The organism is Streptomyces sp. NPDC086077 (assembly GCF_040686175.1).
In the GTDB taxonomy this organism is placed as follows: domain Bacteria; phylum Actinomycetota; class Actinomycetes; order Streptomycetales; family Streptomycetaceae; genus Streptomyces.
Window position 1 is genome coordinate 1 of record NZ_JBFBJT010000115.1, and the last position, 23,984, is coordinate 23,984.

The 23,984-nt window shown below is 73.6% G+C and carries 18 protein-coding genes and 1 pseudogene; 8 read left to right on the top strand and 11 right to left on the bottom strand.

The features are described from left to right. Positions 1–71: 71 nt before the first annotated feature. The 5 genes from AB0O67_RS27270 to AB0O67_RS27290 all read right to left on the bottom strand — a co-directional run bounded on the left by AB0O67_RS27270 (position 72) and on the right by AB0O67_RS27290 (position 7,104). Positions 72–1,427 (bottom strand): sigma-70 family RNA polymerase sigma factor, encoded by a 1,356-nt coding sequence (locus AB0O67_RS27270; RefSeq protein WP_365455209.1) that lies wholly within the window; start codon positions 1,425–1,427, stop codon positions 72–74. A 116-nt stretch (positions 1,428–1,543) separates the two neighbouring features. Next, positions 1,544–3,442: a DNA primase gene (gene dnaG, locus AB0O67_RS27275; protein WP_365455212.1), complete on the bottom strand. Its 1,899-nt coding sequence runs from the start codon at positions 3,440–3,442 to the stop codon at positions 1,544–1,546. A 38-nt stretch (positions 3,443–3,480) separates the two neighbouring features. Next, the gene (locus AB0O67_RS27280) at positions 3,481–4,746 is read right to left on the bottom strand and encodes an FAD-dependent oxidoreductase (protein ID WP_365455215.1); all 1,266 of its coding nucleotides are present in this window, start codon (positions 4,744–4,746) and stop codon (positions 3,481–3,483) included. Between the two features lie 159 nt (positions 4,747–4,905). Further along, positions 4,906–6,207 (bottom strand): deoxyguanosinetriphosphate triphosphohydrolase, encoded by a 1,302-nt coding sequence (locus AB0O67_RS27285; protein ID WP_365455218.1) that lies wholly within the window; start codon positions 6,205–6,207, stop codon positions 4,906–4,908. 114 nt (positions 6,208–6,321) lie between these two features. Next, complete coding sequence (locus tag AB0O67_RS27290; RefSeq protein ID WP_365455221.1) at positions 6,322–7,104, bottom strand: sirohydrochlorin chelatase; 783 nt, start codon at positions 7,102–7,104, stop codon at positions 6,322–6,324. Between the two features lie 223 nt (positions 7,105–7,327). Here AB0O67_RS27290 and AB0O67_RS27295 point away from each other — a divergent pair, with 223 nt between their 5' ends. Next, the gene (locus AB0O67_RS27295) at positions 7,328–8,011 is read left to right on the top strand and encodes an ElyC/SanA/YdcF family protein (RefSeq protein WP_365455224.1); all 684 of its coding nucleotides are present in this window, start codon (positions 7,328–7,330) and stop codon (positions 8,009–8,011) included. A 188-nt stretch (positions 8,012–8,199) separates the two neighbouring features. Next, a complete protein-coding gene (locus AB0O67_RS27300; protein WP_365455227.1) occupies positions 8,200–10,410 on the top strand; it encodes a molybdopterin oxidoreductase family protein in 2,211 nt (736 codons plus the stop codon). Positions 10,411–10,422: 12 nt separating this feature from the next. On the opposite strand, the gene AB0O67_RS27305 is transcribed toward AB0O67_RS27300, so the two are convergent. After that, positions 10,423–10,836 (bottom strand): gamma-glutamylcyclotransferase family protein, encoded by a 414-nt coding sequence (locus AB0O67_RS27305; RefSeq protein WP_365455230.1) that lies wholly within the window; start codon positions 10,834–10,836, stop codon positions 10,423–10,425. A gap of 123 nt (positions 10,837–10,959) precedes the next feature. Between AB0O67_RS27305 and AB0O67_RS27310 the strand changes: the two genes are divergently transcribed. The 3 genes from AB0O67_RS27310 (at position 10,960) to AB0O67_RS27320 (ending at position 14,391) form a co-directional block, all read left to right on the top strand. Continuing rightward, positions 10,960–12,600 (top strand): M4 family metallopeptidase, encoded by a 1,641-nt coding sequence (locus AB0O67_RS27310; protein WP_365455233.1) that lies wholly within the window; start codon positions 10,960–10,962, stop codon positions 12,598–12,600. Positions 12,601–13,131: 531 nt separating this feature from the next. After that, positions 13,132–13,653 (top strand): hypothetical protein, encoded by a 522-nt coding sequence (locus tag AB0O67_RS27315; protein WP_365455236.1) that lies wholly within the window; start codon positions 13,132–13,134, stop codon positions 13,651–13,653. A 114-nt stretch (positions 13,654–13,767) separates the two neighbouring features. Beyond that, positions 13,768–14,391: a class F sortase gene (locus tag AB0O67_RS27320; protein WP_365455260.1), complete on the top strand. Its 624-nt coding sequence runs from the start codon at positions 13,768–13,770 to the stop codon at positions 14,389–14,391. Positions 14,392–14,598: 207 nt separating this feature from the next. On the opposite strand, the gene AB0O67_RS27325 is transcribed toward AB0O67_RS27320, so the two are convergent. Beyond that, complete coding sequence (locus AB0O67_RS27325; RefSeq protein WP_365455239.1) at positions 14,599–15,381, bottom strand: TSUP family transporter; 783 nt, start codon at positions 15,379–15,381, stop codon at positions 14,599–14,601. Between the two features lie 139 nt (positions 15,382–15,520). Here AB0O67_RS27325 and AB0O67_RS27330 point away from each other — a divergent pair, with 139 nt between their 5' ends. From AB0O67_RS27330 to nirD, 3 genes are read left to right on the top strand one after another with little or no spacing between them, the layout of a single operon-like run. Next, entirely contained in the window at positions 15,521–16,759 is a 1,239-nt protein-coding gene (locus AB0O67_RS27330; RefSeq protein ID WP_365455242.1) for an FAD-dependent oxidoreductase, read from the top strand. Continuing rightward, positions 16,759–19,368, top strand: a complete 2,610-nt coding sequence (gene nirB, locus AB0O67_RS27335) for a nitrite reductase large subunit NirB (protein ID WP_365455245.1) — start codon at positions 16,759–16,761, stop codon at positions 19,366–19,368. Before AB0O67_RS27330 ends, nirB begins: the two co-directional genes overlap by 1 nt. Then, the gene (gene nirD / locus AB0O67_RS27340; RefSeq protein ID WP_365455248.1) at positions 19,365–19,715 is read left to right on the top strand and encodes a nitrite reductase small subunit NirD; all 351 of its coding nucleotides are present in this window, start codon (positions 19,365–19,367) and stop codon (positions 19,713–19,715) included. Before nirB ends, nirD begins: the two co-directional genes overlap by 4 nt. Positions 19,716–19,749: 34 nt before the next feature. Here the strand turns inward: nirD and AB0O67_RS27345 are convergent, their stop codons facing one another. The 4 genes and pseudogenes from AB0O67_RS27345 to AB0O67_RS27360 form a co-directional block, all read right to left on the bottom strand. After that, complete coding sequence (locus tag AB0O67_RS27345; RefSeq protein ID WP_365455251.1) at positions 19,750–21,585, bottom strand: GMC family oxidoreductase; 1,836 nt, start codon at positions 21,583–21,585, stop codon at positions 19,750–19,752. Beyond that, the gene (locus AB0O67_RS27350) at positions 21,582–23,030 is read right to left on the bottom strand and encodes a hypothetical protein (protein ID WP_365455254.1); all 1,449 of its coding nucleotides are present in this window, start codon (positions 23,028–23,030) and stop codon (positions 21,582–21,584) included. The genes AB0O67_RS27345 and AB0O67_RS27350 overlap by 4 nt, the downstream gene beginning before the upstream one ends. Next, the gene (locus tag AB0O67_RS27355; protein WP_365455257.1) at positions 23,027–23,713 is read right to left on the bottom strand and encodes an FCD domain-containing protein; all 687 of its coding nucleotides are present in this window, start codon (positions 23,711–23,713) and stop codon (positions 23,027–23,029) included. The genes AB0O67_RS27350 and AB0O67_RS27355 overlap by 4 nt, the downstream gene beginning before the upstream one ends. 75 nt (positions 23,714–23,788) lie before the next feature. After that, a pseudogene (locus tag AB0O67_RS27360) lies at positions 23,789–23,984 on the bottom strand (hypothetical protein); the annotation flags it as partial.

Consider the following 23,984-nt stretch of genomic DNA (forward strand, 5'->3'; position numbering starts at 1 on the left):
CCTTGCCACGTCCGCGCGGGGTGCGGATCGCGTCGTACACATACGCTTCGGTGGTCACTGGGGCCCCCGGGTCAGTCCAGGTAGCCCCTCAGCTGGTCCGCGAAGGCGTGGTCGCGCAGCTTGTTCAGGGTCTTCGACTCGATCTGGCGTATGCGTTCGCGGGTGACGCCGAAGATGCGGCCGATCTCCTCCAGGGTGCGGGGCCGGCCGTCGGCCAGGCCGTAGCGGAGCTGGACGACCTTGCGCTCCCGCTCGCCCAGGGTCGACAGGACCACCTCCAGGTGCTCCCTGAGGAGGAGGAAGGCGGCCGACTCGACGGGGCTGGCCGCGTCGCCGTCCTCGATCAGGTCGCCGAGGGCCACGTCGTCCTCCTCGCCCACGGGGGCGTGCAGGGAGATCGGCTCCTGGGCGAGGCGGAGCACCTCGCCGACCCGCTCGGGCGGCAGGTCGAGGTGGGCGGCGACCTCCTCGGGGGTGGGTTCGTAGCCGCGTTCCTGGAGCATCCGGCGCTGCACACGGACCACGCGGTTGATCAACTCGACCACGTGGACGGGGACCCGGATCGTGCGGGCCTGGTCGGCGAGGGCGCGGGACATGGCCTGGCGGATCCACCAGGTCGCGTACGTGGAGAACTTGTAGCCGCGGGCGTAGTCGAACTTCTCCACCGCGCGGATGAGGCCGAGGTTGCCCTCCTGCACCAGGTCCAGCATGGTCAGTCCGCGGCCGACGTACCGCTTGGCGACCGAGACGACGAGCCGCAGGTTCGCCTCTATGAGACGGCGTTTGGCCATCCGGCCCATGACGACCAGGCGGTCCAGGTCCAGAGCAAGCTGGGAGTCCAGGTCGGAGGCGCCGCTCAGCTTCGCCTCGGCGAACAGGCCGGCCTCGACACGGCGCGCGAGTTCGACCTCCTCCGCTGCGCTGAGCAGCGGGATGCGGCCGATCTCCCGCAGGTACTGACGGAACAGGTCCGAGGAGGGGCCGCTGGTGTCGGCCCGGGTGGGCACGGGCGGGTCGACGGGCTCCGCCTGGATCACCGCCTCCGCGTCGACCGGCTCGCCCGACTCGACGGCACCGGGCGCCTCGGTGGCCTCCCCGTGGTGCCCGGCGGCCTCCGTGACCTCGGGCGGCTCCGTCTCCGGGTGGCGCGCCGCCCGGCTCTGCGGCGGCACGGCCACCAGCACACCCGGCTCCGCGTCCGGCGCGGTGCTGTCGGCGCCGGTGGCGCCGGCGCTGTCGGTCTGGATGAGGGTCTGGGTCTGCACGGGGGCGACCTCCAGGGTGATCGCTGCTGAGGCGTGCGGCAGCGCTGCTCGGGGGACGGAGTCGGCGGCCTCGCCGCTGTCCGTCCCGTACGCGATGAGCGGAACCGCGGGGGTGAGCGACCCGTGGGAAACGGATCGGCCGCGCTCCGAGGACTCAGGCACCGGGACCCAGTGTGGGGTACGACACATCGCCGCCACGAGGGGCGTGCGGTGACTTTTTGCGTTCGGCCCGTGACGGGGCGGTCATCGCGGGACCCAGGGGGCGGTTCGCCCAGGGGTCAGAGGGCGGCGGCGCCGCGCTCCCGCAGTGCCTGTCCGTACTGCTGGAGCACCCACAACTCGTTCTGCACCGCGGCCAGTCGGGCCGCGTCACCGCTGCCGCTCAGGCGGGCCAGGGTGCTCTGGACGTCCTGGATGCGGCGGTCGACGGCCCGGCGGCGGACCCAGACCAGCTGTTCTCCCGCGTACGCCTCGTCGACCGTGCGGCGCATGATCGCCTCGACCGCGAGTTCCGTGACCATCGCGCGGACGGTGTCGTCCGGGGCCGCCTCACGGACCCTGATCAGGTACTGCTGCGGGTCCTGTACGCCGTACTCGGCGCCGCCCGCGTCCAGCACGGCCTGGCGTACGGCGGCGTAGGGCGCGGCGGTGAACTCGTCGACGCCGTAGGCGTCGAAGGCCGGGGAGACCAACTCGGGGCGCTGGAGGGCGAGTTTGAGGAGTTCGCGCTCGGTGGCGTACACCGGGTTGCGCAGCGTCAGGGCCGGGCCCGACGTCCGGGGCGTGGGGGCGACGTCGTACCCCTGCTGCGGGCGGGTGGGCGCCGGGCCCTTGCCGCCGCGGTCACGTGCCCAGCGGGCCAGTTGCGCCACGCGCTTGACCACGAACTGGGTGTCCAGGATGCCGAGCATGCCGGCGAGTTGGACGGCGACCTCGTGCTGGGCGCCGCTGTTCTTGATCCGGGCGACGATCGGGGCGGCCTCGTCGAGCGCGGCGGCCCGGCCGGCCGGGGTGTCGAGGTCGTAGCGGACGACGATCTGGCGCAGCGCGAACTCGAAGAGCGGCGTGCGGGGTTCGACCAGGTCGGACACCGCCTCGTCGCCCTTGGCGAGCCGCAGGTCGCAGGGGTCCATGCCGTCGGGGGCGATCGCGATGTAGGTCTCGGCGGCGAACTTCTGGTCGTCCTCGAAGGCCCGCAGCGCCGCCTTCTGTCCTGCCGCGTCGCCGTCGAAGGTGAAGATGACGCGGGCCGAGCCGTTGTCCATGAGGAGACGGCGGAGGATCTTGATGTGGTCGCCGCCGAACGCCGTGCCGCAGGTGGCGATGGCCGTGGTCACACCGGCGAGGTGGCAGGCCATGACGTCCGTGTAGCCCTCGACCACCACCGCGCGGCTGGCCTTGGCGATCTCCTTCTTGGCGAGGTCGATGCCGTAGAGGACCTGGGACTTCTTGTAGATGGCCGTGTCCGGCGTGTTGAGGTACTTCGGGCCGTTGTCCGCCTCGTACAGCTTGCGGGCGCCGAAGCCGACGACCTCACCGCCGATGTCCCGGATCGGCCACATCAGCCGGCCCCGGAAGCGGTCGATGGGGCCGCGGCGGCCCTCCTGGGAGAGGCCGGAGAGCAGCAGCTCCTTGTCGGTGAAGCCCTTGCCGCGGAGGTAGCGCGTGAGGTGGTCCCAGCCCTGGGGGCTGTAGCCGACGCCGAAGTGGACGGCGGCCGACTGGTCGAAGCCGCGCTCGGCGAGGAAGACCCGGCCGGTCTCCGCCTCGGGGCCGGTGGCGAGCTGTTCCGCGTACCACTCGGCGGCGATCTTGTGGGCCTCGACCAGGCGGATGCGTTCGCCGCGCTGGTGGGCGGGGTTGTAGCCGCCCTCCTCGTAGCGCAGGGTGATGCCGGCCTGGGCGGCGAGGCGCTCGACCGCCTCCGAGAAGGAGAGGTGGTCGACCTTCATCACGAACGTGATGGTGTCGCCGCCCTCCTGGCAGCCGAAGCAGTGGAAGAGCCCCTTGCTCGGGCTGACCTGGAAGGACGGCGATTTCTCGTCGTGGAAGGGGCACAGGCCCTTGAGGTTTCCGCCGCCCGCGCCGCGCAGCTGGAGGTACTCGGACACGACGGCGTCGATCGGGACCGCGTCCCGTACCGCCTTCACGTCCTCGTCGTTGATCCGTCCTGCCACGAGGCGATTCTACGGGGACGGAACGACAGTCCCGTCGGCTACGGGAGCAGGCTGTCCAGCGGGACGTGCGGGTCGGCCAGGGCGTCGGCGTCCAGGGGCGTCTGCGAGCGGATCAGGTTCTGGATCGGCTCTGTGACATCCCACACGTTGACGTTCATCCCGGCCAGCACCCGGCCCCCGGCCAGCCAGAACGCGATGAACTCCCGCTTGCCGGCGTCCCCGCGGATCACCACCTGGTCGTACGTCCCCGGCGGCGCCCATCCCGAGTACTCCATCCCCAGGTCGTACTGGTCGGAGAAGAAATAGGGCACCCGGTCGTACGTCACCGGCCGGTTCAGCATCGCCTTCGCCGCCGCCGGGCCGCCGTTCAGCGCGTTCGCCCAGTGCTCGACGCGGATGCGGGTGTCGTAGAGGGCGTGCGGGAAGGCGGCGACGTCACCGGTGGCGTAGATGTCGGGGTCGGAGGTGCACAGCCGCTCGTCGACGACCACGCCCCCGCCGTGCGCCCGGTCCGCGATCTCCAGGCCCGCCGCCTCGGCGAGCCCGATCCGGGGGGCGGCGCCGATCGCGGCGAGGACGTCGTGCGCGGGGTGCTCCTCGCCGTCGTCCGTGCGGGCGGCCAGCACCATGCCGTCCTGGCCGACGATCTCGGTCAGCCGGACCCCGAAGCGGAACCGGACACCGTGGTCCAGGTGCAGCTCGGCGAAGAGGGCGCCCAGCTCCGGGCCGAGCACGCCGTGCAGCGGGGTCGGCTCCGGCTCGACGACCGTGACCTCCGCGCCGTACTCCCGCGCCGCCGCCGCGACCTCCAGGCCGATCCAGCCCGCGCCGGCGATCACCAGATGGCCGTTGTCCCTGCCCAGCGACTGCAAGACGCCGCGCAGCCGCTCGGAATGCGCGAGGCGGCGCAGATGGTGGACGCCGGCCAGGTCGGTGCCGGGGATGTCCAGGCGGCGGGGCTCGGAACCGGTGGCCAGCAGCAACTTGTCGTACCGGACGACGGTGCCGTCCTCGCCGAAGCGGACCGTCTTCGCCGCGCGGTCGATCGCGTCGACCGTCTGGCCGAGGTGCAGCTCGATGTCGTTCTGCGCGTACCAGGCGGGTTCGTGCACGAAGACGCTGTCGCGCTCCTCCTTGCCGAGCAGATAGCCCTTCGACAGGGCCGGGCGCTCGTACGGGTGGTCGCGTTCGTCGCAGATCAGTATCACCCGGCCGCTGAAGCCCTCCGCCCGCAGCGTCTCGGCCGCCTTCGCACCGGCGAGCCCTCCTCCGACGATGACGAACGTCTGATCCGCGTCGACCACTTGATGCCTCCTCGTAATCCTGCCGCCCCGTGCGAGTTCGACGTGCGGTCATATGCGAGCGTCCCGCACGGAGCGTGATGCGGGAAGAGGGAGTGCCCCGATCAGGCCACGCAGGGTCACTTTCGGCCCCCGGCGGGGTCCCCCCACCTCGCGTCAGTGTCACAGGTGCGCCGTCAGCCGCACGTGAAGCGACCGTGCCGAGGCGTCGGTCAGGGACGCGATCTGGTCGACGATCACCCGTTTGCGGGCGCGGTCGTCGGGCGCGCGGTCGAACAACGCCCGGAACTGCGGGTCCAGTCCGTCCGGGGCGCGGGCGGTGAGCGCCTCCGCCAGCTCGGCGACGACGACCCGCTGGTCGGCGCGGAGGCGGGCCTGTTCGGCGCGCTGCATGACGTACCGGTCGGCGACCGCCTTCAGCACCGCGCACTCCAACCGGGTCTCGCGCGGTACGACCAGTTCGGCGGCGTAGCGGGTGAGCCGGCCGCCGCCGTACGCCTCGCGGGTGGCGCTCTCGGCGGCCAGGCAGAAGCGGCCGATGAGCTGGCTGGTGGCGTCCTTGAGGCGGGCCTGGGCCTGGGCCGTGCCGTCGTAGCCGTGCGGCCACCACTCCTCGTCGAGAAGCCGGTCGAGGGCGGCGGCGAGTTCGGCCGGGTCGGTGTCCGCCGGGACGTACCGGCCGACGGCGACCTCGAACACCGCCTGCCGTTCCGGCTCCGCGTGCAGGCAGTTGGGGTCGAGGTGGCCGGCGTGCAGTCCGTCCTCGACGTCGTGCACCGAGTACGCCACGTCGTCCGACCAGTCCATGACCTGGGCCTCGAAGCAGGTCCGGGTGCCGGGGGCGTCCTTGCGGGCCCAGTCGAACACCGGGCGGTCGTCCTCGTACACACCGAACTTCGGGGAGGCCGGGTCGGTGGGGTGAGCGCCGCGTGGCCAGGGGTACTTGGTGGCGGCGTCGAGGGCGGCGCGGGTGAGGTTGAGGCCCACCGAGCCCTCCGGGGTGAAGCGCTTGGGCTCGATGCGGGTGAGGAGTCTGAGGGACTGGGCGTTGCCCTCGAAACCGCCGCAGTCCTCGGCGAATTCGTTGAGCGCCTGTTCGCCGTTGTGCCCGAAGGGCGGGTGACCGAGGTCGTGGGAGAGGCAGGCGGCCTCGACCAGGTCGGGGTCGCAGCCGAGGGCCGCGCCCAGTTCGCGGCCGACCTGGGCGCATTCCAGGGAGTGGGTGAGGCGGGTGCGCGGGCTCGGGTCCCAGGCCGCGCTGCTCGTCCCGCCGGGGGTCACCACCTGGGTCTTGCCGGCGAGCCTGCGCAGGGCGCCGGAGTGGAGGATGCGGGCACGGTCGCGCTGGAAGGCCGTGCGACCGGGGCGTTTGTCGGGCTCGGGGGCCCAGCGGTCGACCGACGTCGGGTCGTAGCCGGGGGGTGGGACGTGGTTCTCGTGCTGGGGCTGTGCGGTGCCTTCCATGAATCGACAGTAAGTGCAGAGGGTGACAATCGCGTACGCGTCCGCCGGGTCATGGTGTGTGGCGGGTGCGGGTCGTGAGTGGCTTGTCGCGCAGTTCCCCGCCCTCTGGGGGCATCAGACCGGCGCCAGTTCCGGGAGGGCCGTCGGGCTAATGGATCTTGCCTCGTCGTAGCGGGTGAGCACCAGGTGGGCCATCAGCGGGTGGGCTCCCAAGGGGGCCGCGGCGATGCCCGGCGCCGCGTCCGCGCACTCCTGCGCGAATCTGCCGGGCGCCGTGAAGTACGAGGCCAGGGCTGTGCGCTGACGGCCTTGTGACCTGAGGGTGCGGATCGCGTCCGCCACCGTGGGGGTCGTGGCCGACGCGTAGGCCGCAAGGACCGGGACGCCCAGGCGGGCGGCCAGGAGGGTCGCGGTGCGGCCGGTGTCGGTCGCGGCGTCGGGGTCGCGGGAGCCGGCCGCGGCGAGGATCACGGCGGTCGAGCGGCGTTCGGACTCCGTCACGGGTGTGCGCAGGCCCGCCTCGGCCAGGCGGACGTGGAGGGTCTGCACGAGCAGGCGGTGCGGGCCGAGCGGCGCGGCCACCCGGGTGCGGGCCCGGGCGGCGGCGGCCATCTCCGGGATGTCCCGCTTGACGTGGTGGCCTCGGCTGAGCAGGAGGGGTACGAGGATCGCCTCGTCGTCGCCGAGCGCGGCCAGTGTGCGGGGCAGCAGGGGCTCGTTCAGCTCGATGTGGCCGAGGTGCGCGCGCAGGCCGGGGCGCAGCGCGCGGACCCGGTCGAGCAGGGCGTGGACCGTGGCGAGGGTGCGCGGGTCGCGGCTGCCGTGGGCCACCAGGACCAGGGCCGGGGAGCCGGGGCCGTGGCCGGACTCGTGGTGAAGCGGGAGCAACGCCGTCATGAACCGATCGTCGCGCCCCGACGTTGCCGGCCCGTTGCGCGGGCGTCACGGGTGTTTTCGTCAGGTTCACCGTCCGGTGCCGGGGGTGTGTGAGGTGGGGTGACCTGGGGTTTCGGCGGCCACAGTGACGGCGCTCACGGAACCCTGGAGCCTGGTGGAGCGTCTCTTCGTGTCGAACCCGATGTGTCGCCGACGTGTCGGAGCCGACCTGGGAGGGCGTCCCATGAAGATCCGCCGACCGCGTCTGCCGCGCACCCGGACCGGGCAGCGGCGGCTGGTGCAGGCGCTGCTCGCGGGGTGCGTGCTCGCGCTGGTGCCGTCGACGTGGATGCACGTCAGCACGGACGACCGGCTGCGCACGACCGCCGACGCGCCCCGCACCGAAGTCGCGGTCGTCTTCGGCGCGGGTCTGTGGAACGGCGAGCCGTCGCCGTACCTCGCCCATCGGCTCGACGCGGCGGCCGAGCTGTATCGCGCGGGGCGGGTGAAGGCGGTGCTCGTCACCGGCGACAACAGCCGCGAGGACTACGACGAGCCGGACGCCATGCGCGCCTATCTCACCCGGCACGGCGTCCCGGACACCCGGATCGTCAGTGACTACGCGGGCTTCGACACCTGGGACTCCTGTGTGCGGGCCCGGAAGATCTTCGGCGTGGACGAGGCGGTGCTGATCAGCCAGGGCTTCCACATCCGGCGCGCGGTCGCGCTGTGCGAGGCGGCGGGGGTCGCGTCGTACGGCGTCGGAGTGGACGAGCGGCACGACGCGACCTGGTACTACGGGGGCGTCCGGGAGATCCTCGCGGCGGGAAAGGGCGCGCTGGACGTCGCCTTCAAGCCGGATCCACGGTTCCTCGGGCCGCGCGAGCCCGGGGTGGAACGGGCGCTCGCGGCAGGTGGGGAGCAGTGACGAGGGCGACTGAACCTTGACCGGAATTGGTCGTTGACCTGCGACCTTTGGGCCGTTCTGGCATTCCCGGCCGCCCGTGCCGGTGCGGATGCCTCACGGCCGGCCGTAGGGGGCGGGGAGATCACCGTCGCGCCCGTGTAACAGGGAGCCGTCGCGGCACGTAACACCGGCGACGCACGCTGACGTGCATGGAACCCTCCGCGACGCCCACGCACTGCCCGTACTGCGCCCTGCAGTGCGGGATGAATCTCACGCCCGCCCCGGACGGGACGGTCGAGGTCGGCGAGCGCGCGGACTTCCCCGTCAACCGGGGCGCGCTGTGCGGCAAGGGCCGGACGGCGCCCGCGGTGCTGTCGTCGCGGGTGCGGCTGACCTCGCCGCTGGTCCGCGAGGGGGGCGCGCTGAAGCCCGCGACCTGGGACGAGGCGCTCGGCCGGATCGCCGAGGGGCTGTCCTCCATCCGGTCGGCGCACGGGCCCGACGCACTGGGCGTGTTCGGCGGGGGTGGGCTGACGAACGAGAAGGCGTACACGCTCGGCAAGTTCGCCCGCGTCGTGCTGGGCACCTCCCAGATCGACTACAACGGGCGCTTCTGCATGTCGTCGGCCGCGGCGGCCGGGACCAGGGCCTTCGGTCTGGACCGGGGGCTGCCCTTCCCCCTGGAGGACATCCCCAGGACCGGGTGCGTGATCCTGGTCGGGTCGAACCTCGCGGAGACCATGCCGCCGGCCCTGCGGTACCTGACCGAGCTGAAGGACAACGGCGGCACGCTGATCGTGGTCGACCCGCGCCGCACCAGGACCGCCGAACATGCCGACCTGCACCTCGCGCCCCGGCCCGGTACCGATCTCGCGCTGGCGTCGGGGCTGTTGCATCTGGTCGTCGCCGAGGGGCGGACCGACGAGGAGTACATCCGGGAGCGCACGAGCGGCTGGGAGGACGCGCGGGCCGCGGCGATGGCGCACTGGCCGGAGTACGTGGAGCGGATCACCGGGGTGCCCGTGCCCCAACTGCGCGAGGCGGTACGGATGTTCTGCGCACCGGAAGCCGCGATGGTGCTCACCGCGCGCGGGCCGGAGCAGCAGTCCAAGGGCACGGACACGGTGGGCGCCTGGATCAACCTGTGCCTGGCGACCGGGCGGGCGGGCCGCCCCCTGTCGGGGTACGGCTGTCTCACCGGGCAGGGCAACGGGCAGGGCGGGCGCGAACACGGCCAGAAGGCGGACCAGTTGCCCGGGTACCGCAAGCTGACCGATCCGGCGGCGCGGCGGCATGTGGCCGGGGTATGGGGCGTCGACCCCGACAGCCTGCCGGGGCCCGGCCGCAGCGCGTACGAGCTGCTGGACGCGCTCGGCGGCGACATCAGGGCGCTGCTGCTGATGGGCTCCAACCCGGTGGTGTCCGCGCCGCGCGCCGCGCACGTGGAGGAGCGCGTCAGGTCCCTCGACTTCCTCGCCGTGTGCGACGTGGTGCTGTCGGAGACCGCGGCACTCGCGGACGTCGTGCTGCCGGTGACGCAGTGGGCGGAGGAGAGCGGCACGACGACCAGCCTGGAGGGCCGGGTGCTGCTGCGCCGGCGGGCGATCACCGCGCCGGAGGGCGTCCGCAGCGACCTGGAGGTGCTGCACGAACTCGCCGCCCGCCTGGGCGTGGAGAAGGGCTTCCCGACCGACCCCGAGGAGGTCTTCGAGGAACTCCGCCGCGCGACCGCGGGCGGCCCGGCGGACTACTCGGGCATCACCTACCGCCGCCTGGCGGAGGAGAACGGGGTGTTCTGGCCGTGTCCGGCGCGGGAGGAGGACATGGATACGGACACGGATAGGGACGCGGATACGGAGAGGATGGCGGAGGCGGCCTCCGCGTCCGGGGTGCGTCGGCCGGGCCGTCCCGTGGGCGGTCACCCCGGCACCCCCCGGCTCTTCCTCGACCGCTTCGCCACCGAGGACGGCCGGGCCCGCTTCGTGTCCGTCTCGCATCGGGCCGTCGCGGAGGAAACCGACGACGAGTACCCGGTGCTGCTGACCACCGGACGTGTGGTGGCCCAGTACCAGTCCGGCGCCCAGACCCGCCGCGTCGACGAGCTGAACGCGGCCGCGCCCGGCCCCTTCGTCGAGCTGCACCCGCGGCTGGCGCGGCGGCTGGGCGCGGCCGAGGGTGAACCGGTGGCGGTCGTGTCCCGGCGGGGCCGGGCGGTGGCACCGGCCCGGATCACCCCGTCCATCCGCCCGGACACCGTCTTCATGCCGTTCCACTGGCCGGGCGAGGGCCGCGCCAACACCCTCACCAACCCCGCGCTGGACCCGGTCTCGCGGATGCCGGAGTTCAAGGTCTGTGCGGTGCGCGTGGAGAGAGTGGAGCCGGTGCATGCGACACAGGCGAGTGGGGCGGCCACGGCCTAGGCCTCGCCGGACTCACCCCCGCGCCCGCCAGTCCCCGTCCGCGATCGGCTCGCCCCGGGCCCGCAGCCGGGCGGCGACCGCGGGGGCGGCGACGTACACCCAGGCCCGCAGCGTCGCGCCGTCGGCGTCCCGGACGACCTCGCGGGCCACGCGCTCGTAGAGGTTGCGGGCGTCTCCGGGGGCGTACTCCTCCAACCGGTCGAGCGCGGCGAGGAGTTCGCCGTAAGCGTCCGGCAGGGGCGTGATCAGTTCGCCGACCACCACCGAGCCGGTCTCCTCCACTGCGTACGGATAGCCCGGGCCGTCGTAGAGCACCGCGCCCGTGAGGCGGGCCGGTTCCTCGGTGTGCGTGCGGCCGCGCAGGAACGTGCCGTGGTGGGGCTCACCGGGGCGGAGGGTGCCGTAGACGAAGAACGGAAGGGTCACAGAAACGATTCTCACCCCTCACACACCCACACCGGACGCCTATGGACATGACAAGTCATGATCGCGTAAACCTCGGTGAACGTCTGCGCCGCCCCCCACTTCGGCGCCTTCCCGAGGAGACCGATGAGTCGAATACGGCACGTGCGAGCTTCCCGCCTCGCCGTCACCGCCGCCACCGCCGCCCTGCTTGCCGCCGCCCTCTCCCCCACCGCCGCGGGCGCGGCCGAGCGGCCCACCCGGGACCAGGCGGTCGAGAACGCGGCCGTGGCGCTCGCGCGGCAGGCCGGCGCCCTGGGCCTGACCGCCGCCCAGGGCACGAGGGTCCGGGACGTGATCGTCGACCAGGACGGCAGCCAGCACGTGCGCTACGACCGCACCTACCGGCAACTCCCCGTCCTCGGTGGCGACTTCGTGGTGCACCTGGCGCCGGACGGCACCTACCGCGGGGTGAGCCGGGCCACCCGCGGCACCCTCTCCCTGCCGTCCGTCACGCCCCTCCTCTCCGCCCCGACGGCCGCCGACCACGCCGCCAACTCCCTGCGCGCCACGCGTCTCGGCGAGGCGCTGAAGCGGCTGACGGCCAAGCCGGAGCTGGTCGTCGACGCCCTGCACGGCACCCCGAAGCTGGCGTGGCGGACCAACGCGGCGGCGCTGGACGGGCGCGGCAACCCGGTCGCCCGCACGGTGCTGACGGACGCCCGCAGCGGCGCGCAGATCGATGCCTGGGACACCCTGGAGTCGGCGTCGGGCAAGGGGCGTTCGCTGTACGGCGGGACGGTGCCGCTGGAGACGACGGCCACGGGATCGTCGTACCAGCTGACGGACCCGACGCGGGGCGGCACGTACACCGGTGACGCCGCTAACCGGTCCGACCTGTGTCTCCTCGGCACCATCTGTGTCGTGCGCGCGCCCTCGACCGTCTTCACCGACGCCGACAACCAGTGGGGCGACGGCACGACGACGGACCGGGTCTCGGCGGCGGTGGACGCCCAGTACGGGACCGACACCACCTGGGACTACTTCCACGACGTCCACGGGCGCAACGGCATCGCGGGCGACGGCAAGGGCTCGTACAACCGGGTGCACTACGGCACCCGCTACGCCAACGCCTTCTGGGACGACACCTGCTTCTGCATGACGTACGGCGACGGTGACGGCACGAACATGGGGCCGCTGGTGTCCCTCGACATCACCGGCCACGAGATGGCGCACGGCGTGACCTCCAAGACGGCCGCGCTGACGTACTCCGGCGAGTCCGGCGGGCTGAACGAGTCCACCTCCGACATCTTCGGCACGCTGGTCGAGTTCCACGCGGGCAACGGGTCCGACAAGGGCGACTGGCTGATCGGCGAGAAGGTCGTGCGCGAGGGCTTCGGGCGGGAGGCGCTGCGCTACATGGACCGCCCCTCGCACGACGGCCTCTCGGCCGACTGCTGGACCGCCACCGCCGGCAGCCTCGACGTCCACTACTCCTCCGGCATCGGCAACCACTTCGCGTATCTGCTGGCGGAGGGCAGCGGCGCCAAGGCGATCAACGGCGTGGCCCACGACTCCGACACCTGCGACGGCTCGACGGTCAAGGGCATCGGCCGGGCCAAGCTGGGCGCGATCTGGTACCGGGCGCTCACGGTGTACATGACCTCGTCGACGGACTACGCGGGGGCGCGGACGGCGACCCTGAAGGCGGCGGGGGATCTGTACGGGGCGGACAGCGCCGAGTACGCGGCCGTGGGGGCGGCCTGGAGCGCGGTGAACGTGGGCTGAGCAGCGCCACCGTAGCGTGGCCGGCCGCCTCCGAGTCGTCCCCCGACTCGTCCTCGAGGCGGGCGGCCTCGCCGTTTCGCCCGCCGTGGGCGCCGATCGCCCCCTCTTGGACGCTCAACCCCGCCATGAAGCTCCTCCGCCGGGAACTGCTGGTCGCGCGGAAGAGCCCGGTCAGGACACTGGCCCGGCGCCTGAAACCCTGAGCCGGCGCGGGCCTCGCACCTGGGCCAAGGCCGAGGTCAAGCTCCCAGGGCGTGTCTCCGGGGCCCGGTCACCCGTTCACACCTCCTGCCTGCGCCCTTCGGATACTTTTCCCCACGGCGCCGACCGAAAGACCGTGACCTGCTGAAACGGGGTCGAACACGCGGGCCGCGGGCACCCCGGGGCACCCGTTCAGCATGAATCTGACGGCCCATCAGCAGGCGGGCTCGTCGTGATGCGCTTTACCTCGGAAGTGCAGGGGTGCGACCGACGGCGGCACATGGGGGTGCCGCGGGCCGTGGCCCGCCGGAGAGCTCGTGAGGAGCATCGATGCGACGCACCGCCCGTCTGCTGATCGGTACGGCACTCGCCGTCGCCACCGCGGGGTCGCTCGACGCGCCCGTGTACGGCGCGGACGGCGGACGCCTGGAGATCTTCCCGTCCACCGCGGTGCCCGGCGGCGACGTCACCGTGAACACCACGGCCTGCGGGAAGGACGGCACGGCGGAGGGCGACGCCAGCGCGGTGGGGGCCGGGCGCTTCACGCTGGCGCCCAGTACGCACGAGGGCGACGCGATCGGGCAGTTCCGGGTGCCGCCGAGCGCGCAGCCGGGGACGTACGAGATCGTCGCCAAGTGCCCCGGGGGCGGCCCGGAGGTCCGCGGCGACCTGGTGGTCGTCATGGAATCGGCGCGGGGTTATGTGCACCCCAGAGGAATTGTGAAGACGGGGGTCGGCGGCGCTCTGGGCTCCGACCCCGTGCAGACCGCGGCCGGCGTGGCGGCTCTCGCCGTCGCCGGCGCGGGCGGTACCTGGCTCCTGCATCGCCGGGCGAGAGGCGACGGGATCTGACGGACACCCTCCGCTGTCCGTCCGCCGGTACCGCAAGTCCCCACCCCCTCCGGGTCCGACGCCCCTCGCGGCCCGGAGGGGGAACGGGTGGAACAGTCGAGCTGGGAGGCCGACATGGGCAGGTACGGCAACACCGGCGACGTCGCGATAGCCGGCGTCACCGTCTTCGCCCTGTGCGCCGGCGCGTGGCTGCTCACCGGGCGTGACGCACCCCCGCCACAGCCGTCGGCCGCCGAGGCGCAGGTCGGCCCGGCCCTGCGGCAGTCCGCGGCGCCGGGTCTGCCGCCGTCCCCGCCGGACCGCATCCGCATCCCCGAGATCCGCGTGAACGCGCCCGTGATGGGTCTCGGCCTGACCCGCGCCGGCAGCCTCGACGTGCCGCCCGCCGCGCACAAGAACCTCGCCGGCTGGTACGAGGCCGGCACCACGCCCGGAGAGACCGGCACCGCCATCGTCGCCGGGCACGTCGACAACTCCGAGGGCCCCGCCGTCTTCTACCGCCTCGGCGCCCTCAAGCGCGGCAGCGCCATCGAGGTGGACCGCAGGGACGGCAGCGTGGCCCGGTTCCAGGTGGACGCGATCGAGGTGTACGACGCCAAGAACTTCCCCGACGAGAAGGTGTACGGCGCGGCGGCCCGGCCCGAGCTGCGGGTGATCACCTGTGGCGGCGGCTACTCACGCAGCACCGGCTACCAGGGCAACGTCGTGGTGTTCGCCCATCTCACGGGGAGCGCGTGAATCCTCCCGTGGCCCCGGCGAGCACGTTGGCCTTCCTCCATGCGCCCAGCGGCGCCAGCGCCTCGCCACGCGAGGTCAGCGAGTACCCCACCTTGGCACGGGGCTGCTCACGCCGTTCATGAAGCTGATGGAGCGCCGCCCGGCCGCCGGGCACGGCGACGAGGACCCCACCTGGGTGATCGAGCTGCTCGTCGCCGTAAACGCCGGCTAGGCCACCCACTGTTCGTAGGCCAGGTTCGCCACCAGCGCGAACACCACCGTGAGCAGCACGACCCGGACGAATCCGCTGCCCTTCTTCAGTGCGGTGCGGGCGCCCAGGGTGCCGCCCGCGAGGTTGAACACGGCCATCACCGCCGCCAGCTGCCACAGCACGGTGCCCTGCCAGGCGAAGGTCGCGAGGGCGCCGGCGTTGGTGCAGCAGTTGACGATCTTCGCGGTGGCGGAGGCGGTGACCAGGTCGAGGTGGAGCACCGCGGTCAGGGCGAGGACCAGGAACGTGCCGGTGCCGGGGCCGATCAGACCGTCGTAGAAGCCGATGCCCAGGCCCGCGAGGCCGATCGCGGCGAGGACGCGGCGCCGGGTGACCGGGCCCGGCGCCGGGGCCGTGCCGAAGGCGGGCCTCAGGATCACGAAGGCCGCCACGGCGAGCAGCACCACCATGATCAGCGGCTTGAGCACCTCCGTGCTCATCCCGGCCGCGAAGAAGGCGCCGCCCGAGGAGCCCGCGAGGGCGGCGAGGCCGATACGGATCGCCGTGCGGACGTCCACGGGTGCCTTGCGGGCGTACGTCACGGCGGCGCCGGTCGTGCCGACGATGGCGACGGCCTTGTTGGTACCGAGCGCGTACGCGGCCGGGGTGCCGGCGGGAAGGCCCAGCAGCAGGACGGGCAGGAGCAGCAGGCCTCCCCCGCCGACCACGGCGTCGATCCAGCCGGCCGCGAGGGCGGCGAGGCACAGGGCGGCGACCATGACCAGGGGTATGTCGGGCATGATCGCGACCCTACCCCGGGCCTCCCGCCCCACCGGGCGTAGCCCTCACACCCACCCCCCGCCCCCGCTGAGGGCAGCGTTCCCGGTGGGAAACAGACGTGATGCCGCCGGGTAACACCGGCCCCGCACGCTGCGATGCATGACCTCGAATACGCGTGTGGTGGTGATCGGCTCCGGCCTCGCGGGCGCACGGCTCGCCCGGCGGCTCGGGGAGCTGGGCACGCCCGCGCTGCTCGTCGGCGAGGAGGAGCACCGCCCGTACAACCGGGTCCTGCTCGCCGAGGTGCTGGCCGGCCGGTACGAGCCGGACGTGATCGCCCTGCCGGGCCTCACCGCCCCGGCGGAGCCGCTCCGCGCGCGGGTGACCGGGATCGACCGTGAGGCGCGGACCGTGCGCTGCGCGGACGGCTCGGTGATCCCCTACGGCACGCTGGTCCTGGCGACCGGCTCCAACCCGGTGCTGCCGCCCCTGCGCGGCCTGTTCACCCCCGCCGGCCACGAGCTGCCGGAGGGCGTCCACGCGTTCCGCACCATGGACGACTGCCTGGGGCTGTCCAAGGCGGTCCGGCCCTCCGCGCGCGCCGTCGTCATCGGCGGCGGGCTCCTCGGGGTCTCCGCCGCCCGTGCGCTCGCCGTGCGCGGGGCCCAGGTCGTGCTCGCCCAGCAGTCCGAGCGGCTCATGGAGCGTCAGCTCGACCCGGCCGCCTCCCGGCTGGTCGGGCGCCATCTGAAGGACCTCGGCGTCGAGGTGCACACCGAGTGCCGGGTGCGGGGCGTGCGGGTCGTCGCCGGTGCGGTCCGCTCGGTCGAGCTGGCCGACGGCTACGCTCTCGACGCCGACCTCGTCGTCCTGGCCTGCGGTGTCCGCCCCCGCGTGGGGCTCGCCCGGGCGGCCGGGCTCGCGGTCGGCGAGGGCGTCCTCGTCGACGACGAGCTGCGCACCTCCGACCCGCACATCCACGCGATCGGCGACTGCGCCCAGCACGACGGCACCCTGTACGGCCTCGCGACCCCCGCGCTCGACCAGGCCGACATCCTCGCCGGGCTGCTGACCGGCAGCTCCACCGCCCGCTACAGCGGCACCCGCTCCCTGACCCGCCTCACCCTCGCCGGCCGGGCCCCCTCCGGCCTCGCCCCCTTCGACCTGGCCGCGTTCGGGGAGACGCACCCCCGCCCGGGGGACGACGTCGTACAGCTCGCCGACGCCACCCGGGGCACCTACCGGAAGGTCGTCGTCCGCGACGACCGGCTGGTCGGCGGGGTCCTGGTCGGCGAGCTCGGCACCGTCGGCGCCCTCGCCCGCGCCTGGGAGGGGGCGGAGCCGCTCCCCGCCGACGGCCCCCTGCTCCACCTGCTCACCCACGACGGAGGCTCCTGATGTCCGCAGACACCCCCGCGATCGTGCTCGTCGGCCATGGCATGGTCGGCCAGCGCTTCCTCGAAGCGCTCGCCGAGCGCGGCCTGACCAGCACGCACCGCGTGGTCGTGCTCTGTGAGGAGCCGCGTCCCGCCTACGACCGCGTCCAGCTCACCTCGTACTTCTCCGGCCGGACCCCCGAGGACCTCTCCCTGACCGACGGGGAGTTCCTCGACAAGCACGGCATCGATCTGCGCCTCGGTGACCCGGCGGAGACGATCGACCGCGCGGCCCGCACGGTCACGGCGCGCTCGGGAGAGGTCTTCGCGTACGACGTCCTGGTCCTCGCCACGGGTTCCTACCCGTTCGTCCCGCCGGTCCCCGGCAAGGACGCGGCCGGCTGTTTCGTGTACCGCACGATCGAGGACCTCCTCGCCATCGAGGCGTACGCCAAGGGCGGGGCCCGGGTCGGCGCGGTGGTCGGTGGCGGGCTGCTCGGTCTGGAGGCCGCGGGTGCCCTGCAGGGCCTCGGACTGTCCACCCACATCGTGGAGTTCGCCCCCCGCCTGATGCCGGTGCAGGTCGACGAGGGCGGCGGCGCGGCGCTGCTGCGCACCATCGAGGGTATGGGCCTGACGGTCCACACCGGCACGGGGACGCAGGAGATCGTCACGGACGCCGGAGGCGCCGTCACCGGCATGCGGCTCTCCGACGGCAGCGAACTCGCCGTCGACATGGTGGTGTTCAGCGCCGGCGTCCGGCCCCGCGACCAACTGGCGCGCGACTGCGCTCTGGCGGTCGGCGAGCGCGGCGGCATCACCGTCGACGAGCGGTGCCGCACGGTGACCGACCCGCGCGTGTTCGCGATCGGCGAGTGCGCCCAGGCGGTGGACGGCCGGGTGTACGGCCTCGTCGCCCCCGGCTACGAGCAGGCCGTGACGGCGGCGGCGACGATCGCGGCCGACGAGGAAGAGGATGCCTCCTTCGTCGGCGCCGACCTCTCCACCAAGCTCAAGCTGCTCGGCGTGGACGTGGCCTCCTTCGGCGACGCGCACGGCACCGCCGGCGACTGCCTCGACGTGGTCTACTCCGACTCCCGCAGCGGCCTGTACAAGAAGCTCGTCATCGGCCGCGACGGCACGCTGCTCGGCGGTGTCCTGGTGGGCGACGCGGAGGCGTACGGCACGCTGCGCGCCCTCACCGGCTCGGTCCCGCCCGTCGCCCCCGAGTCCCTGGTGCTGCCGGCCGGTTCCGGCGGCGGCGCCCAGCTCGGACCGTCCGCGCTCCCCGACGACGCGGTGATCTGCTCCTGCCACAACGTCACCAAGGGCAGCGTCCGGGGCGCGGTGACGGACCACCGGTGCGTGACCGTCCCCGAGGTGAAGAAGTGCACCAAGGCCGGGACGGGCTGCGGCAGTTGCGTCAAGGTGCTCGGCCAGCTGGTCACCGCCGAGCTGGAGGCGAGCGGCGTCGAGGTCGACAAGGGCCTGTGCGGCTGCTTCGGACAGACCCGCGAGGAGCTGTACGAGATCGTGCTCGCGCTGCGCGTCACGTCGTACCAGGACCTCCTGGACCGCTACGGCCGCAAGGACGCCCAAGGTGGCGACGGCTGCGAGGTCTGCAAGCCGGCGGTCGCCTCGATCATCGCCTCGCTCGCCCCGGCGATCGGCGCGAGCGGCCATGTCCTGGAGGGCGAGCAGGCGGCCCTTCAGGACACCAACGACCACTTCCTCGCCAACCTCCAGAGAAACGGCTCGTACTCCGTCGTCCCCCGGATCCCCGGCGGTGAGATCACCCCGGAGAAGCTGATCGTCATCGGCGAGATCGCCCGCGACTTCGGTCTCTACACGAAGATCACCGGAGGCCAGCGCATCGACATGTTCGGCGCGCGCGTCGAACAGCTGCCGCTGATCTGGACCCGCCTGGTGGACGCGGGCTTCGAGTCGGGCCACGCGTACGGCAAGTCCCTGCGCACCGTGAAGTCCTGCGTGGGGCGGACCTGGTGCCGGTACGGCGTCCAGGACTCGGTCAGGATGGCGATCGACCTGGAGCTGCGCTACCGGGGCCTGCGCTCCCCGCACAAGCTCAAGTCGGCGGTCTCCGGCTGCGCCCGGGAGTGCGCGGAGGCCCAGTCGAAGGACTTCGGCGTGATCGCCACGTCGAACGGCTGGAACCTCTACGTCGGCGGCAACGGCGGGGCGACTCCCCGCCACGCGGACCTGCTGGCGCAGGACCTGTCGGACGCCGAGCTGATCCGCCTGATCGACCGCTTCCTGATGTTCTACATCCGCACGGCGGACCGCCTGGAGCGCACGTCGACATGGCTGGAGCGCGTCCCCGGCGGCCTGGAGCACGTGCGCGAGGTGGTGGTCGAGGACTCCCTCGGCATCTGCGAGGAACTGGAGCGGCTGATGGCGGCGCACGTCGCGCACTACCGCGACGAGTGGGCGCAGACCATCGGCGACCCCGAGAAGCTGGCCCGTTTCGTCTCCTTCGTGAACGCGCCCGACACCCCCGACCCGGTCGTCGCCTTCGTCCCCGAACGCGACCAGATCAAGCCCGACCTGCCGCTGCTGTCGATCGGCCTGCCCCGAGCGGCAGACGTCCTGGAAGGAAGCGCCCAGCGATGACCCTGGCACCCGAGACGACCGACCTCGTGATCGAGCTCCGACTGGCCGACGGCTGGTTCACGGTCTGCGACCTGCAGCGGCTCCTGCCCGGCCGGGGAGTGGCGGCGCTGCTGCCGGACGGCGACCAGGTCGCCGTCTTCCGCGACCGCGCGGGCGGCCTGTACGCCATCGGCAACCGCGACCCGTTCACCGGCGCGGCGGTCCTGTCCCGGGGCCTGACCGGCACCCACCAGGGCCGTCCGTTCGTCGCCTCCCCGCTGCTCAAGCAGCGTTTCGACCTGCTGTCCGGGCAGTGCCTGGACGACGAGACGGTACGGGTGCGGACGTACGAGGTACGGGCGGCCTGAACGGGAGGGGACGGATCCCCTCCCGTGATCCGGCTCACCGCTCCAGCCAGGCCCCGGTGACCGCCAGTGCCGCGGCCATGACGCTCAGCTGCGGGTTCACCTCGGGGCAGCTCGGCAGCACGGACGCGTCGGCGATCAGCACGCCGTCCACGCCCCGGAGCCGTCCCACCGGGTCGGCCGGGGCACGCTCCGCGTCGGCGCCCGCGGCCACCGTGCCGGTGGGGTGGTAGGCCGACAGGTGCAGTCGGCGCGCGCTCACCCCGGCGAGGACGGCGTCCAGATCGGCGAGGGTGCGGGCGCGGGGAGCGGTGGGGATGCCGGTGAGGACCTCCTCTGCACCCGCGGCGAACAGCAGCTCGCCCATGGCGCGCACGGCCCGCATCAGCCGGCCCGCGTCCCGTGGGTCCAGGTCGTAGCGGAGCAGCGTGCGCTCGCGGCCCAGGACCCGGCCGGAGGGGCGGTCGGCGATCATCGCGCCGAGCGTGCCGAGCTGCCCCGCGCCGGCCAGCTCGCGGCGCAACTGCCCGCCCAGGCCCGGCAGGACGAAGGAACCCATGCCCGGCGGCGTGGCCGTGGCCTCGATCAGGATCCCCTCGTCGTGGTACTCCTCGACTCCGGCGCTCTGCAGTACGCCCTCCCAGGCGATGACCGGTTCGGCGAACCGCCCGGCGACGCCGGTGGCCGGATGGACGCTGAGGTTGCGGCCGAGCCGCGGATGGCCGCCGAGGCCGGAGCGCCGCAGCAGCGGCGGCGACTGGAGGGCGCCCGCGGCCACGACCACGAGCGGTGCCAGGATCTCGAACTCCCCGCCGCCGTCCCGTCGTACGCGCACGCCCGCCGCGCGCGGCCCGCCGGGCCGGTCGCCGTCCACGAGGATCCGGCGTACCCGTGCGCCGGTCACGACGCGTGCCCCGGCGGCACAGGCGTCGGGCAGGACGGAGAGCTGGACGCTCTGCTTGGCACCGGTCGGGCAGCCCACCACGCACTGGCAGGACCCCTTGCAGCCGGGCGCGTTGCGCCGCAGCGGCGCGGCCCGCCAGCCGAGCCTCTCCGCGCCGGCCAGCGCGAGCCGACCGTTGGTGCCGAGCACGTCGAGGGGCTGACGGCCGACGCGCAGGGTGCGCTCGGCCTCGTCGAGGCAGGGCCCGAGGCGTTCGGCGAGCGCGAAGCCGAAGTCGCGGGTCCAGCGGGTCAGTACGTGGCCCGGGGTGCGGTAGCAGGTGCCGGAGTTGACCACGGTGGTCCCGCCGACCGCCCGGCCGACGGGCAGCAGCAGCGGCGGGTCGCCGAGGGCGACGGTGGCACCTCCGTCACGGTAGAGCTCGGCGAACCGGTCCAGCGGGGCACGCCTGCCGAACGAGGCGGTGGAGTGGTGGTGCCCCTCCTCCAGTACGACGACGGCGAGCCCGGCGCGGGCCAGGGTGCGGGCCGCCACGGCGCCGCCCGCGCCGGAGCCGACGACGACGGCGTCGGCGGTGGAGCGGACGGGCCAGGCGCCGGCCGGCGTGCAGTCGAGCGGTGGATCGGCGGGCGCCGGCGCGGTGGGCCTCGCCCCGTCCTGGAGCAGGCGCTCGGTACCGGCCGCCAGCAGGACGGGCACCTTGAGCACGTCGAGGAGCGGGAGCAGCGCACGGTGCGCGCCCAGGCCGGCGAGCACCGCCTCCCGCTCGCCGGGGGTGAGGCCGGCCAGGGAGCGCCCGGTGCGGGCCAGGGCGTAGGCGTCGACGGCGAGCGCGGCGGCCCGTACGCCGAAGCGGGCGGGAAGCGGCATCGAGTCGAGGACGCGGTCGAGGCGGGCGGGCACACGGGCGGACCAGGGCTCGGTGCCGTCGTCGGCGAGCAGCGCGGCGACGAATCCGGTGAGGCTCATCGGGTGCCCACTTCCGCGTGGGCGGTGCCGGCCAGGTGCCACTCGGCCTCGGTGCGCCAGCCGCCCGGCCACCACCGTCGCTCCAGCAGGACGTGGGCGTCGGCGCGTTCGCTGTTGCGGCAGAGGGCGGGGGCGCCGTCCGGGTCGGTGTAGTCGAGCGCGAGGGTGCGGTCCGCGGGCTGGGTGACCTCGACCCGGATACGGCGGAGCCCCGCGCGGCCGGTCACGGTCCAGGTGGGCAGGCCGACTTCGGCGCGGAACCGGCCGAGGCCCGCCCAGCCGATCGCGCCGCGCTCCGGACGACGCGGCCAGGTGCCGCCGTTGCGCCGCAGCCGCAGGAACACCAGCGGGGGCAGCCGGCGCAGCACGGGCCGCATGGACACGGCGGCGACGACCTCCAGGACGTCGCCCCCGCCGAGGTCGGCGTGCAGCCAGGCCCAGCGGCGGGCGTTGCCGTGGCCGTAGATGCGGGCCGAGCCGCCGGGGGCGCCGTCGAGGGTCAGGGTGGTGCCGTCGAAGGTGAAGGTGCCGTCGTAGGCGGCGCGCGCGGCGGGCAGGATCTGGGCGGCGGGGAGCAGGGGGCGGCGCCAGGACCAGCGGGGGAAGGTGAACAGCGGTGCGTCGGTGACTCGTTCGGAGAGGTCCCAGCGGAACGTCCCCGCCGATCCGGTCAGCCGTCCGGGGGTGGCCGACACGCCCGCCGCCGTGAACCCGTCGCAGGGCCGGTCCCACGGGGCCGGGCCGAAACGGGCGTGCCGCACGGGTCCGTGCGCGGGGAAGGCCGCGGCCCAGCCGTGGGCGTAGGGCGGGGAACCGTCGGCGGGTGCGGTGAGTTCGTGGTGCAGCCACAGTCCGGTGCCGGTGGCCGGGTCGGTCAGGGTGGTGTACCAGACCTCGGTGCGCCCCGGCTCCCCCTTCCAGCGGGGCGAGATGAGCGCGTCCGCGGCCTCGCGGCGGGGGAAGCGGAAGCTCGCGAGGAACGGCGCCAGGCCGGTCGTGAGGGGAAAGCGCAGCGTGCCGGTGCCGACTCGCGTCCCGTTCTCGTACAGGGTGAACGGCAGCACCGTCATCGACGTGAGCGGGCGGCGCGGGGTCACCGACTTCCAGCCGTCGAGGGTGAGGTCGCGGCCGTCGGCGGTGAAGCTCAGGCGGTAGCGGATCCGGCGCCTGGCGAGAGGGGAGATCTCCAACTCGCCCCGGGCCCGCGGGTCGTCGGACAGGCCCGCGATCCGTATGCGCCCGGTTGCCCGTGCCGGGGTCGTGGCGAGGGGGCGCAGCACCCGGTCCGCCGCCACCCGCAGGTCGAGGCGGATCCGGCGGGTGCGGTCCTCGCCGTCGAGTCGGACCGTGCCGAGCATCGTCTCGCGGAACGTCGTGCCGCGCGCCTCCGGTGTCCGGTGCGCACCGGGGCCGGTTTCGGCGCGGGCGTTCGGGCCGGCCGTCACGCGAGCTCCTCCAGCATGATCCGCTCGGTCGCGGTCAGATACACCTCGGCCGCCTGCCGTGCGCCGACCTCGTCGCCGGCCGCCACGGCGTCCACCACGGGTTCGAGTCGCGCGTGGGCGGCCTCGGCGTCGGTGAAGGGCCCGACCAGGGCGGCCCGGACCGGCAGGTAGGCGTTGAAGAGGGTGTTGGTCAGCAGGACGTAGACCCGGTTGCCGGTGGCGCGGGCCAGGGCCCGGTGCACCTCGATGTCCGCGAGCTGCACGGCCTCGCCGCCGTCGGCGTCGCGTACGGCGTCGAGCAGGGCGCGCAGTCGGGCGCGGTCCTGCGCGGTGGCCCGGGTGGCGGCCTGCCCGGCGATCAACTGGCCGATGGATCGGCGCACTTCGAAGATCTCACCGATCCAGTCCGGGCTGTGCCGTACCAGCATGGGCAGCAGATCGGCACCGCCGAGGCGCGCGAAGTCCCGCACCCGGGTGCCCACGCCGTGCTTGGTCTCCAGCAGGCCCGCCTGGACGAGGCGGCCGAAGGCGTGCTTGAGGGTGGTGCGGTTGACGCCGTAGCCGTCGGCGAGCCGGCGTTCCGGTGGCAGATAGCTGCCGACGGGGTGCCGCCCGGCGAGGATGTCCTCGCGCAACCGCCCTTCCAGGACGTCGACGACCGTGTCGCGGGGCAGTGCCTCCATGGGGTTCCTCCGTGTGCGCCTCGGTGATCCGGTGACTCAGTGGATGAGCCACCCAACCAACGCGGCCGCGGGAAGTCAATGGCGCGTGCGTCCCGGCCACTTGGGGACGGGCGCGGCGACCGGACCCATCGGCGGCGAGCAGGTGGTGGGCCGGCCGCGCCCGCCGCGCCGGGGAGCATAGTTGCGGATGTCGTTCAGGGAGTCGAGGTCGTGCGCGGTGTACCAGGCTGCCTCCCGACCATCCTGCGACGCTCGATACTCGAGAAAGCCG